Source organism: Moorena sp. SIOASIH, from assembly GCF_010671925.1.
Lineage (GTDB): Bacteria > Cyanobacteriota > Cyanobacteriia > Cyanobacteriales > Coleofasciculaceae > Moorena.
This window is the reverse complement of the sequence record NZ_JAAHIH010000001.1, coordinates 1,456,222-1,469,151: the sequence shown is the minus strand read 5'-3', so window position 1 is coordinate 1,469,151 and position 12,930 is coordinate 1,456,222. Positions and strand designations below refer to the sequence as shown.

The 12,930-nt window shown below is 44.5% G+C and carries 8 protein-coding genes and 1 tRNA gene; 4 read left to right on the top strand and 5 right to left on the bottom strand.

The genetic code is table 11. From position 1 onward, the window contains the following. Nucleotides 1-17 precede the first annotated feature (17 nt). From kaiC to F6J90_RS06405, 3 genes are all read right to left on the bottom strand, one after another. Nucleotides 18-1,577 (bottom strand): circadian clock protein KaiC, encoded by a 1,560-nt coding sequence (gene kaiC, locus F6J90_RS06415; RefSeq protein WP_293091619.1) that lies wholly within the window; start codon nucleotides 1,575-1,577, stop codon nucleotides 18-20. A 101-nt stretch (nucleotides 1,578-1,678) separates the two neighbouring features. Further along, the gene (gene kaiB / locus F6J90_RS06410) at nucleotides 1,679-1,993 is read right to left on the bottom strand and encodes a circadian clock protein KaiB (protein WP_008182352.1); all 315 of its coding nucleotides are present in this window, start codon (nucleotides 1,991-1,993) and stop codon (nucleotides 1,679-1,681) included. A gap of 126 nt (nucleotides 1,994-2,119) precedes the next feature. Then, complete coding sequence (locus F6J90_RS06405; RefSeq protein ID WP_293091618.1) at nucleotides 2,120-3,040, bottom strand: circadian clock protein KaiA; 921 nt, start codon at nucleotides 3,038-3,040, stop codon at nucleotides 2,120-2,122. Between the two features lie 316 nt (nucleotides 3,041-3,356). Between F6J90_RS06405 and F6J90_RS06400 the strand changes: the two genes are divergently transcribed. Both F6J90_RS06400 and F6J90_RS06395 read left to right on the top strand, forming a co-directional pair. Further along, nucleotides 3,357-7,013, top strand: a complete 3,657-nt coding sequence (locus F6J90_RS06400; RefSeq protein ID WP_293091617.1) for an ATP-binding protein — start codon at nucleotides 3,357-3,359, stop codon at nucleotides 7,011-7,013. A gap of 531 nt (nucleotides 7,014-7,544) precedes the next feature. Then, complete coding sequence (locus tag F6J90_RS06395; RefSeq protein WP_293091616.1) at nucleotides 7,545-8,591, top strand: DUF2235 domain-containing protein; 1,047 nt, start codon at nucleotides 7,545-7,547, stop codon at nucleotides 8,589-8,591. 130 nt (nucleotides 8,592-8,721) lie between these two features. On the opposite strand, the gene F6J90_RS06390 is transcribed toward F6J90_RS06395, so the two are convergent. Continuing rightward, nucleotides 8,722-10,635 carry a glycosyltransferase family 39 protein gene (locus tag F6J90_RS06390; protein WP_366513697.1) on the bottom strand — a complete coding sequence of 638 codons (1,914 nt, stop codon included), beginning with the start codon at nucleotides 10,633-10,635 and terminating at the stop codon, nucleotides 8,722-8,724. A 126-nt stretch (nucleotides 10,636-10,761) separates the two neighbouring features. On the opposite strand from F6J90_RS06390, the gene F6J90_RS06385 reads away from it, so the two are divergent. Both F6J90_RS06385 and F6J90_RS06380 read left to right on the top strand, forming a co-directional pair. Beyond that, on the top strand, nucleotides 10,762-11,112 hold the full coding sequence (locus F6J90_RS06385; protein WP_293091614.1) for a DUF565 domain-containing protein: 351 nt from the start codon (nucleotides 10,762-10,764) through the stop codon (nucleotides 11,110-11,112). Between the two features lie 89 nt (nucleotides 11,113-11,201). Continuing rightward, on the top strand, nucleotides 11,202-12,335 hold the full coding sequence (locus F6J90_RS06380) for a glycerate kinase (RefSeq protein ID WP_293091613.1): 1,134 nt from the start codon (nucleotides 11,202-11,204) through the stop codon (nucleotides 12,333-12,335). Nucleotides 12,336-12,611: 276 nt separating this feature from the next. Here F6J90_RS06380 and F6J90_RS06375 read toward each other — a convergent pair. Further along, nucleotides 12,612-12,683 (bottom strand) — tRNA-Gly (locus F6J90_RS06375). Nucleotides 12,684-12,930: the final 247 nt, after the last annotated feature.

The following is a 12,930-nucleotide window of genomic DNA, read 5'->3' as shown; positions in this document are numbered from 1 at the left end:
ATTAACCGGACTCGATATTATTCCATCGACTTATCACGAACGCCTTTAACAATCCGAGATAGTTCGCTCTTTTCATCGACGGGAATACGAGTGGGAGAACCACTGATAATTCGTTCGTAATTGCGGAAGGAATCCTTAATTTCTGGTCCATCCTTACTGATAGTGTACTCTCGGATCCCTGTATCATGCCAAGAGCCACGCATCTTAAACACATTGATAGCACGGGACATTTCACCACGAATTTCCACATACTGTAGCATTATAATTGTGTCAGTAATTGTGGAAATATGGGAATCGGTAATGGAGTGAGCTCCCATAAATTTATCTGTGGTATTGGTAAAAAAGCCGGTAATTTCTTCTTGCTTCGCATAGCCCGTCACACCAATCACAAACTGCCGAAAGGCATTGTTGCTCACTCCCCGTGCTAAAGCAGAAAGAGAGTCGATGGCAATGCGAGAGGGTTTAAATTCAGCAATTTCTGTTTTAATCCGTTGTAAGTGGTCTTCTAACCCCGCTGATTCTGGATAAGAACAAAGAATTTTTAATAAACCCTTTTGTTCCATTTCCTCAAAATTAATGCCCCAAGACGATGCATTACGAGATAGCTGAGCCCGAGATTCTTCGTAAGCAAACAGAATGGCGCGATCACCTTGTATGCAAGCATTTTCGATAAACTTGCTGACTAACAAGGTTTTGCCAGTACCTGTGGCACCCGTTGCCAGGATAATGGAATCCTTAAAGAAACCACCACCACACATAACATCAAGAGTGTTGATTCCGGAAGACACTCTGGCCATGGAAGACCGTTGAGTCAGTCGCATTGCTCCTAAGGGGAAGATGTTGATCCCTTGATCCGTAATCGTAAAGGGGTATTCTCCTTTCATATGGGTGGTACCCCGCAGCTTGAGAATTTCTATAGTGCGGCGTCGGCGTTCCCCTTCCAGGACATTACGGACAATGACCACATTATCCGAGACAAACTCTTCCACCCCGAATCTAGCTACTGGTCCATACTCTTCAACTCGCTCTGTGGTCATAATGGTGGTTACGCCAATGTTTTTCAGGCGTGCCACTAGGCGAAAAATTTCTCGACGTACTACCGAAGCAGCATCGTACTGCTGAAAGATGGCAGTGATTGAGTCAATGGAAACTCGCTTGGCTTTGTATTTGTGAATGGCGTACTGAATACGCTCGATCAGGGCAGACAGGTCGAAGTTGCCGACAATGTCCTGTCCTTCTGGATCCGGGGAAGCATCCAGAATAAATAGCTTCCCTTCATTAACTAGTTTATTTAGCTCCCAACCAAAGCTCGATGCATTTTTGGTGATATCTGTGGGTGATTCTTCAAATGTAACAAACACACCAGCTTCATCAAAATTGCTAATGCCGTTGTAGAGAAATTGAACGGCTAATAGAGTTTTTCCCGTGCCAGACGTTCCACTGACCAGGGTGGTTCTACCAGATGGTAAACCGCCATGAGAGATCTCATCGAAGCCTTCGATCATTGTCCGTATTTTCTGGACACCGACCGTTGTTACTGAGTTTTGATATTGTTCATTTTGATTCAATTGATTCATATTGGTCGTAAGTAAATGTTCTTAATCAAAAAAAAAAGAAAGTTTAATGGTGTTGCTGACTTGCTAAATCTTGACTATTAATCTAAAATGGTATAATCTAATTAGAAATCCAAATCTCCTTCACGGAGTTCTTCATAGAGCAAATCTAAGCCGATCAAGACTTTTTCCCGATCCGAGAGGTCCCCAATGATTTTTCGCACAGGAGGCGGTAAAACTTTTGCCAAGGTTGGTGTTGCCAAAATTTTATCTTCCTCAGCTAGTTGGGGGCTCTTAAGAACATCAATTACTTTGAGAGCGTAAACCCCTTGGAATTCCTGTTCGAGAATAGTTTTCAGTGTTCTCAAAGCCCTGACGGAGTTGGGGGTGTTCCCAGCTACATAAAGCTTGAGAACATAGGTTTTTTTATAGGAACTCATAGGCTCGTAAGTTTAGGAGAAGATGGGTTAAAGGTCAATACAAGGGATCAAGGAACTCAAGGAAACGGTTTTTAGGAGAGCCTCCCATCAAGCTTACTACTCAATGTTGCTCCGATTCTGCTGATCTTACAGTTCTCTGGGGATGGAACGGCGATACATTTCACCTAAGTGAGCAATCACGTCGATTAACGTCAGGCGATAGTCAAGCAGTATATCCTCTCTACGCCCTTCCAGCTGCAACTGTTTGGAAAATTCATCCATCAGTTCCATATGAATTTCTACAATCTTAGATATAGAAATATCCGCAAAAAACACTTGTTCTACAAAATGATCAATGTCTTGGTTTAGGGTATCTCCCGGTGCAAAGTACTGTAAAACAATTTGACGATACTCTGATCTTAAGTGTTCTAACAGCTCATCCCTGTCGTTGAGAGATAGATTACGAAAAAAAAGCCGAGGATTTCTCTTGTAGTACACACCAAGGTATCCGAGTCTTTCCCTGAGTTTTTCAGCTAACCGATGCTGCTGCTTACTCAAGAAACTGTAATTAGCTACTGTGAGGGTAGGATAAACCGGGCCAGATGACCTGGGTAAGTTACAGGCGGGAGCCAGGGACAAAAACTTGGTCATGGCCTGTTGGATGAAATTGCCAATCTCAGGTAATTGGTGAATACTAAGTTCGACTTCTGCCGGATGGAACAGATGAGCCCTGGACCTGGCGGTGAATTTATGGGTCGTCTGGTTAGAGCCGAGCTGTTGATTGCTGTCAACCCTAGGGGGGGTTTCTGGGGAGTCCTTCAGCAAAAATACTGCAGGTAAGGTGGTTCCTTGCAGGTACAAGTACTGGATCACCTGGGGAAGTGTGTCGGTATCCTGCAATACCAAACAATCAAGATCCTGTTTATGTTGCTCAACCACCTCGAAAAACTCAGATTCTGAGCTAGTAGAGTGTACAATATATTGCTCGCTACCCAAAACCTGAGAAAGGGATTGAGCTAGGGCATCAGAACTGATCAGCGTACATATGGTTAGTTGGGAAAGCAACACAACAGGTCCTGAATATCAAACTGGTTACTCTTACTATATAAGAGTGCTTAAACCAGTAAGATTTTAACATTTTTTTTAACAATGGGCTTAATATAAATTAAATTAAATTGAAACAGTCTGATAATTGAAATTAATTTTGATTTCGCGCCTCACTATATCCCCAGTGTTGAGCAGTATATTGAAAAGTACTTGCTCTTCAAGCATTAGGGGATAGTCTAGCCCTGTTGGGCTTGAGTTAATTCCTTTGTTGCTACTTTAGGAGGATGTGTTGCTACTGTAGCGCTCAACCGCTGTTGAAGCTAGATTGGTTATGTCCATGCCTACTCCCAGTATCCAAAAATTTGCCGAGCTAGTTCCTGTTTGTCAAAGGACTTCTGAGTTGGCTACTCTGCTAGATATTTTTCATGCTTCAAGGCATGACTCGATTGTGGTAGTCAGCGAACAGCAACATCCTGTGGGAGTGGTGAACCTACGGCAGATCATGCCTCACCTGCTCTCCTTAGCTAAGGTAGGTAGCTCAGGAGCAACCATGACAACTGGTTTTCTTCACAAACCACTATCTTGGATAGATCCAAACATCATTGAACCCATAACCATCCTACCAGGTAAGCTGAGTCTGAAGCAATTCTGGTACTACCTACAAGACCATGGAAGTAGGGAGGGGGGGTTAGGGGAGTTGGGCAGCAACTGGGATAGAGAATTTAACCAATTCCCCATCCCATATAAGGAACACTGGGCCTTAGTAGATGGGGAGCAGAAATTTATCGGACTCCTTAACAGTTGCCTGCTGTTAAAATCATTAGCATCGACATTCACCCAACAACGTTCTGAATCCATAGTAAAACCTACTCAACCTAAGGGACTGAACCCTAATCCCTTCAGGACTCAGCACCCAGACTATGGATTAAAAGCCAAGACTTCTTGGGGCAATTCCCTAGGATTATCATCTCGAATCAACTCAGGACTGAAAACTGAGGAGGAAGCCCTAACTAACAGTGCCCAGTTCAAGGGCATGAAACCCTTAGTGCAACTGTTAGAACAACTGCCATTACCCCTAAGCATACAAACCTCGACGGGAAAAGTTTTAGTTGAGAATCTGACCTGGCGTGAGCAGATTGAGACATCATCCGAGGGGAATCCGGGAAATAGTAGCACCACAGGCACTAAGAATACTACCTCTGCTATGAAAAACCCTGGAGCTAGGGAAAAGATACCCTACCGTTCTTCTTACAATCGTCTGTTATCTAATCATGTACCGAGGGAAGTCAGTAAGGAAGGTTTGAAGCAATCGATGGAAGAGCCCTTGACATCGTTAGACTTCCAGTGGCGTCAGCCTGATACCCAGAATTCCCCAACCTTCCATGACCAATCTGCTCCTCGATCTTCAGGACAATGGCCATTATCTGTGGGCAATGTTTCTGACCAGGGAGACAAAACATCTGAATCAGGTGCTGTGGGGCAATACTGTGCTCTTGATACTCCCTATCAAGCAGCAACCACTATTCATGAGCGCGTGCTACTCTTTTCACCACCAGTCACGAAAACTAGGGGAAACCATACCCCCTGCCAGGAAACCGCTGCGCCAACTGATCCAACTCTTTCAAACAGCCAGGAGCGGGTATTCTCGTTTGTCAAAATTCCTCTGTCACCTGCTATCGCTGCTCTTTGGGAAGGAGGACTAGAAACTGACAGTTGCGAGCCTAAGGTAGCTTTTAACTATTCCCCATCTCGGTCTGAGTCACCTAAGGAGACCATTAACCTAGTGTTGGCTCAAGATACCACAGAGCAACGACTCTTTGCCCAAGAACTGGCAGCGAAAAATGCTGATTTAGTGCAACTCAACCGACTCAAAGATGAGTTTTTAGCTTGCATTAGCCACGAACTGAAAACACCTATAACTGCGATTTTGGGTTTGTCAACTTTGTTGAAAGACCAAGCCCTAGGGGAACTCAATCAACGTCAATCCCGTTATGCGCAGTTAATTTATCAGAGTGGACGTAAGCTAATGGCTGTGGTCAACGATATTCTGGATTTGACCCGTATGGAGACTGGTCAGCTGAAACTTACCGTCGAACCGGTGCAAATTCGGACTGTATGCGATCGCGCTTATGACCAGGCTCGCTCTGAGATAGACTCAAAACACTCCGAGGACAACAATCGAAATTATCCCACAAAATTCACCCTAGAGATTGAACCGGGTTTAGAAATGCTGATTGCTGACGAGTTGCGCTTACGGCAAATGTTGGTGCATCTGTTTTCTAATGCCTTTAAGTTTACCGATGGCAGTGGTGAAATTGGTCTGAAGGTCAATTGGTGGCAAGGTTGGATTGCTTTCACGGTCTGGGACACTGGCATTGGTATTCCCGCTGATAAACAGCACTTGATCTTTCAGAAATTCCAACAGCTGGAAAAGCCCCTCACTCGTAGCTTTGAGGGGACGGGTCTGGGATTAGTCTTAACACAACATCTAGCTCACTTGCATGGTGGAGATGTCTCGTTTATTTCCAAGGCAGGGGTCGGTAGTCAGTTTACCTTACTATTCCCCCCTTGTCCTCCCCAGGCGTCCTCTGATCAATCGGACAATTGGGATGAGCAACTATCAGGGATTGCCCCGACGGCAAATTCTCACCCCCCATCTTCGACGCCCAACCGTTTAGTGTTAATTGTGGAAGCTGTACCTCGTTACCTGGAAGGATTGACGGAACAGCTCAAGAGTTTAGGCTATTGGGTGGTAGTTGCCCGCTCTGGTACGGAAGCAATCGAAAAAGCCCGTCGTCTACAACCCTATGCTATTTTACTCAATCCCCTACTACCAAAACTTTCTGGTTGGGATGTCCTAACACTGCTAAAGTCCGATGCCCAAACTAATCACATCCCGGTTTTGGTAACAGCCACCCAGGCCGAAAAACAGCAGGCCACCCACAACAAAGCTGATGGTTTCTTAAGTCTGCCAGTACAAGAGGAAGCATTACGAGAAAACCTGTCTCGCCTGGCTCAAGACGAGAGTAATACCAGTAGTGTGCTAACGATTCTCTATCTCAATCCTGGTGATGGGCGAAAAGGCTATTATGTAGATTATTACCAGAACCCTGACTCGTCTGAACTGACTTATGAGTTAACTTCACTATTGAGTCTAGAACACTTAGACCTCAATTATCGGGTACTCGAAGCCGATGATTTCGATCAAGCTGAGTTATTGAGCCGGGTTTGGAATCCAGATGTGATTGTATTAAATGGTGCTCGACTAATAGACCCTTTCATCTACTTGAATCAGTTTTCATCATATCCTGGCTTGAGTAGTTTACCACTAGTAACCCTGGATCACCAAACTACAGAAGCAGCTAATCAAGTAACTGGTCTTTCGGTCTATCCCTGTTTAGCACCAAATAATCAACAAAAGATGGCTGCCATACTGCAAGTCATTCAAGTGGCAGCTGGAATCAGTTGCAAGCCTACCATTTTAGTGATGGACACGGGGGAGCAGAGGACAAAGTTTAGGGGTAATCCGTTACAGGTTAACAGATTGAACGTTGAATCGTCTCACTTATCCTACGGGTTGTCAATGGCCGGAAAATCATCAACATCTTGGCTACAGGCACTGATTCAATACTTACAAACTGCTGGTTATTGCAGCTTACTAGCCTGTTCTTGGGCAGAAGTATACCGTCAAATTCAGGGAAAAAGTGTGGACTTGCTGCTGATTCGATTAACAGATCTCACTAATCCTTCAGAACATTCGAAAGGATTGATAACTCTTGCTCAATTGCCAGAGCGACCACCAATTCTGGTTTTGGATCATCGATTAGACGCTAAGCAGCACGATCCAGTAATCCAGAGTAGTAACAGTAGTAACTTGAATTCTCAGTTGGATTTGCTGCTTGAGAAAATTGCTACTCAGATTGTACACTGGAATTCTCAGTCAATGACCCAGTTATTGAAACAGATTAAGCAGGTCATGAACCACACCCTTTAAAGGGGTGGGATGCAAGTCGGTCATATTGTCCGACAACTCAGGGTAGTTTACCATAAAGATGCCCTTCGCCCAATTTATTGGTTGGTTGCAATTGATACCACGGCAAATCAAAGATTATGGCATGAGCATTTTTTCTAAATTCAAGCTAATATGGATAAGACAGCTCTTATCCACCCAAAGTTATTTTTATTTCTATCACGTTTACTTTAGCATTTATATCTGAAGATAGTTAATATTTGTTGTTAATTAATAGCGTAATGGTTAATTCATTTTACTAAAACTAATTAAAGGTTGGTTAAATAAAACGTAATAACACTAATAAAAATAAAAATTACAACGGCAAACAAAAAAACTATAAACGGTTTAAAAAATGATGTTCCAATAGTAATTTCACCAAAACTAAGTGCAAACAATAGTATGGCTTATGGTTAATGAATGGAGCGATCGCTTTATCATCTGAGTTGTTCGAAAGTATTTACGTTAATTTAAATAGTAAGTAAAAGTAAGTAAGTTTTTTAAAGGAGGTAGACCATGAAACGTCTTGTGGTATGTTGTGATGGAACATGGCAAGAGTTATCAAGTACTTACCCAAGCAATGTGGTTAAGATTTCTCAGGCAGTTAAACCATTGGGTAGTGACGGAGTTTCACAAATCGTATTCTACGATGAGGGAATTGGCACAGAAGACTCTCTGAAGAGCAAGCTTTTCGGTGGGGCTTTTGGCAAAGGGATTGATACCAATATCCAGGATGCTTATCGCTTTCTTTGCCTGAACTACGCCCCTGGTGACGAAATCTACCTGTTCGGTTTCAGTCGTGGGGCTTACACCGTGCGCAGTCTCGCTGGAATGATTTATAACTCAGGCTTGCTATCTCGGATTGAGATCGATAAAGCTCCGGAAGCCTACGAAATGTACCGCTCTCGGGATATCAAGCCCAATCACCAACAAATGGTAGCATTCCGCGAAAAATACGGAGAAAGTGTCCCCATTACCTTGCTTGGCTGCTGGGACACCGTTGGTTCCCTTGGTATCCCTAATTTATCTCCCTTGTTGTGGTTTGACAAAAGGATCAACAAGAGGTACAGATTCCACGATACCTCTTTGAGTCCGATTATTGAGCATGGGTTGCACGCTGTATCCATTGATGAGCAGCGCAAAGTCTTTGACGTGACTCCAATGGACAAAAGCCACCTTTCCCAGACCCAGGTTGTTCGTGAAGTATGGTTTCCAGGGGTTCACGGCTCCATTGGCGGTGGCTCCCAGGAGCAGAGCGGTTTGTCCGACTGCGCACTGCAGTGGATGATGGACTCAATCGGCAAGATCGGTCTTGGTCTTGAGTTTGACCCAAGCGCAATTCCCACTGGTATCAACCTTGACTATGAAATTGATTTCAAAAATAATCTGGGTCTATTCAAGTTCACAGGCCGCAAGCTACGGGAGATTTCTGATAACTTTGATGACCTTCATGAGAGTGTAATAGAACGCTGGCTGAAGCGGCCCGATTATCGACCGAGCAATCTGGCTCAAAAGCACGGCTCCAGACTCAATCAACTATTAGAACAGAAGCAACAGAAGTAGAATAATGATGTCAATTTTGGTTGGTTGACTAGTCAACAGCTAATAATTAGTAATTTGTTATTTGAATAAAATTGTGAAGTATGAAGCATGAAGTATGAAGTATGAATTATGAAGTGTGACAACTTAATTTTCAATTTTTAAGTTTAGAGTTATCAACAAAAATTTGTTTTGAAACCCGAATCAGTTTATAGGGACCAAGACTAGCTAAGGTAGTATATTGGTCAGGTTTTAGCTTGGCTTTCTTTAGCCTTTTATTCCTAGCTAACATCAAAACTGAGGGAGGTGAAGGCTGAGTCACTGCTATTTCTTTCATGTAATTTCGTGCTTTTTTCCCTTTGCTCATGTAGGTGACGGGTTGCTGGGTGTAAAAAACCACACTGGGTTTTTTGAAACCAATCATAATCAATTCTTCTGAGGATTGCTTTTCTTGAACAGCAATGGCAGATAATTGCCGTAGGGGTAATTGACGCACTTGATCCACTAACAAGAAAGTCGGGGTCAACACGAAAATAAGAAAGGCTAAAAATCCCACTAGGTTGACTATCCATACCCCAAACAACCAACGTCGCCACAGCAACAGTGCTGCTACAATAGCGGTTAAACTCCAAATAATACCTCCCCTCACCATTAAGCCGGATTCTTGCAACTGCTCCGGTAAGTCGGGTGCCGCTGGTCCACTACCGATATATTCCGGAGCCAAGAAAATGGCACTGGCAAGGGCAATTAACAACAACAGGTTAAATAGGCTACTGAGTAGCATGGATGGGGAAAGGGGCACAGGGGCAGACCAGGAAAGGGTTCTAGTATGGGTGAGTTGGTCACTCCACAATAAAGCCAAAAGAATGGCGGCAGCTGGAATTAGGGGTAGCACATAGCTGGGTAGTTTAGTGGCAGCAATGGTAAAAAAGCCGAAAATCCCTACAAACCAGAACAGAGCAAATAAACCCAAATGAGTAGAACGGGGTGAGTTACGCCACCGCAGCCGCCGCCAAAATTTTAGTCGTGCGATCGCAAACGGCAAGTAGCTCGACCAAGGGGCAAAAGCTACCAGTACTACTGGAAAATAAAAATACCAAGGCCCAGCGTGGCGGTTAACGGTGCGAGTAAAGCGTTGAATATTGTGATAGCCAAAAAACGAGTCGATATAGCCTTGCCCATTGGCTAGGGTTACTAATACATACCAAGGCAGTGTCAGAGCCAAAATAATCACAATGCCTCTAAATAAGCACATTTCCTGCAATACTTCCCTGCCATTGCCCAGGTAAAGCAGAAAACCACCAATAATTACTGTGGGTAGAACGATACCCACTGGTCCTTTGGTAAGGATAGCTAGAGCAATGAGCACATAACAGGCTAGGTACCAACGGCAAGGGTATTTGTGAGGGGGTGAGGGGCTTTTGGCAACAGTTGTTCCGCTGCTTCCGAGCTCCTGTGCTCCTGTGTTCCTATGGTTTCGATGGGCATACCCTAGAAAAAAGCTTAGTAATGCACCCCCTACACAGCCGCTGAGTAGCATATCTGAGACACCGGTTCTTGCCCAGATAATGGTTTGAAGATTCACTGCCATCAGGGTCGAACCAATCCAGGCACAGAGCCACAACTGGCGCTGGGGATAGGAAGGGTTGATTTTGCTATCCCTGTGCTGAGTAGAATCTACATCAGGGGTAAAGGCAGCAGGACGGGAAATCCCATAATATCGTAGGGTGTAAAAGGCTAATCCAGTTAATGCGATCGCACTCAAGGCTGACGGCAGTCTTACTGCCCATTCATTCACCCCAATCAACCGGTAACCAATTGCCATCAACCAGTAGATTAGGGGGGGTTTATCAAAGCGAGTCTCACCATTGAAATAAGGGGTAATCCAGTCACCTGTCACCGTCATCTGGCGAGCGGCCTCAGCAAACAAGGGTTCAGTTTCATCTACCAAACCGATGTTGCCCAAATTCCACAAAAAAGCTAGCCAGCTGATCAGCAGTAACCACAGAATAGAAAGTATCCAGATGGTGGTGGGATGCTGTTGCCAAGATTGCCACCAATTTTTCAAACTATTAGCTAACGTAAACTTCATCAATGGGCTAGGGGGTGATTGAGGTCTAGCACGCTATCATAATTCCAAAACCGGATAGCATGGTCTACACGTGTGTTATTCTTATTTCAACGAGTGTAGTAGATGCAGAATACCCGTCTTAATAATTTAGTTGATTTTTTATGGACGCGGCTGGGGCTATGGTTTGCTAATCCCTGGCGACGCCTGTCGATGGTCCTGATTAGCTTCCTGTTTGGCTTCTTGGTAGGACAAGCCCTGTGTACCATAGCAGGAACTGGCCAGAAGTGGATAGTATCTGGGATGTTGATTATTTTTACAGAACCACTTAGCTGGTTGATTTATAGCGGTAAATTTCCAAAAGGCAAATCAAATCAAACCGTTGACCGGGTTTCATGGTTGGCAGATATAGTCAATTCTTTTAAAATTGGTCTGGTATACAGTATGTATTTAGAAGCATTCAAGCTTGGGTCTTAAAATAGTAATCAGTTAGTAATCAGTTATTAATCACTCCCGATTCCTCAGAAGCGATATTTCCCATGCAACTACTGACCGAAAAACGATAAATGAGAAGAGACACCAAGAGCGTTGGTCAAATTCTCGAGCAGTGGGTATCAGGACAAACACCAAATTCCCTTGAATGTCAGCAACTCTTGGCTGAGGAACTGGCTGATCACCTAAAGGCAAAGGCGTTTGGCATCACAGAGGATAATGGTGAACAGGTAATCCAAATGCGATCGCATTTGTTTGAGATAGTCTACCCAGATATTCTCCGTCTACCGTATTTTGAAACTACTCCTGAAAAACAGCAAAAGACTCTCTTATGCCTCTGGAACCTCTGGCTTCCTTTAGCCATGGAGTTGGTATCCTGTCGTAAACAGCTGGGACGTCCTTTGATTCAGGGCATATTAGGAGGGCAGGGCACCGGGAAAACCACTCTAGCCGCAGTCTTAAGTGTGATTCTCCACAAGCTAGGCGATGGACGTTCGCGTAGCGTCGGCTCTGCCGATAGTCCCGCTTTCAGCGAACGCACTCTCAGCTTGTCTATCGATGACCTCTACAAAACCTACAAGGAGCGACAACAGCTTCAAGAACAAGACCGCAGGCTGATCTGGCGTGGTCCCCCTGGCACTCATGATGTTGAGCTGGGTTTACAGCTATTAGACCAATTACGATCCCCTTCCCCTACCGCAGAAATCCTCGTGCCTCGGTTTGATAAGTCAGCTTTTGGGGGGGCTGGAGACCGAATCACTCCAGAGGTGGTCGAAAGTATTGATATTGTATTGTTTGAAGGGTGGTTTGTTGGGGTTCGACCCATTGAGCCAGAAGTGTTTGATGGTTCCCTTCCAGAACCGATTCAGACCCTGGAAGACCGAGAGTTTGCTCGGGATATGAATCAGCAACTGAAACTTTATGTACCCCTCTGGGAACGATTAGACCGATTGATGGTACTCTACCCTACTGACTACCGCCTCAGTCAGCAATGGCGACTACAGGCAGAGAAACAGATGATTGCTCAGGGGAAGTCCGGGATGGGAGATGCACAAATTAGAGATTTTGTCAACTATTTTTGGAAAGCTCTCCATCCAGAATTATTCATTACACCCCTGACTAGAAACCCAAATCTAGTAGACTTGGTGGTTGAAATTAATCCTGACCACACACCTGGTGTGATTTATTCACCAAGGGATGCTGATTAGGATAAAATCAACGTAAGCATTCAGCTATCAGCCGTGAGCCATTCGCGTAGCGTGGCCATAGGCCAAGGCTCACGCTACTTGAGGTGCCGTCAGCTAATCAACGGGAGGTAGTAAACAAGCTGGGGGGTGCTGGTACGACTGGTTGAAAATCCCCACTCGTTTTACTCATCTGACCCCATGCAGTTAAAGCGCCTGATAGCACCTCAAGTAGCGTGCGTGGCACAGGCTTCTAGCCTGTGAAGCATTAGCTGACGGCTGAATGCTTACAAATCAACAAGCGGGTGATCGGACTCGAACCGACGACGTTCAGCTTGGGAAGCTGACATTCTACCACTGAATTACACCCGCAATCCTTTAACTATTATTTAACTAATATTTAACAAGTATTGGTATTATAGCACTTCTTAATTGGGTCAGGTACTTCACCGGATTGAAAACTGCTAGATCAAGTGCGCAAGAATACCCATCATAAACAAGATTGATAGGGAGATGGGGCAGATTTTTATTAAGGAAATTACCTGGACAGGATCTGATCGAGGCTTTCAGCTTGGCTTTTTGGTAAGCTGTAGACAAATATTAGCGTTCGCCATTGCTG

Bases quoted from the DNA above. Each gene is read 5' to 3' on its own strand.
- kaiC (WP_293091619.1), bottom strand. From the start codon at position 1,577: ATGAATCAATTGAATCAAAATGAACAATATCAAAACTCAGTAACAACG.
- kaiB (WP_008182352.1), bottom strand. From the start codon at position 1,993: ATGAGTTCCTATAAAAAAACCTATGTTCTCAAGCTTTATGTAGCTGGG.
- F6J90_RS06400 (WP_293091617.1), top strand. From the start codon at position 3,357: ATGCCTACTCCCAGTATCCAAAAATTTGCCGAGCTAGTTCCTGTTTGT.
- F6J90_RS06395 (WP_293091616.1), top strand. From the start codon at position 7,545: ATGAAACGTCTTGTGGTATGTTGTGATGGAACATGGCAAGAGTTATCA.
- F6J90_RS06385 (WP_293091614.1), top strand. From the start codon at position 10,762: ATGCAGAATACCCGTCTTAATAATTTAGTTGATTTTTTATGGACGCGG.
- F6J90_RS06380 (WP_293091613.1), top strand. From the start codon at position 11,202: ATGAGAAGAGACACCAAGAGCGTTGGTCAAATTCTCGAGCAGTGGGTA.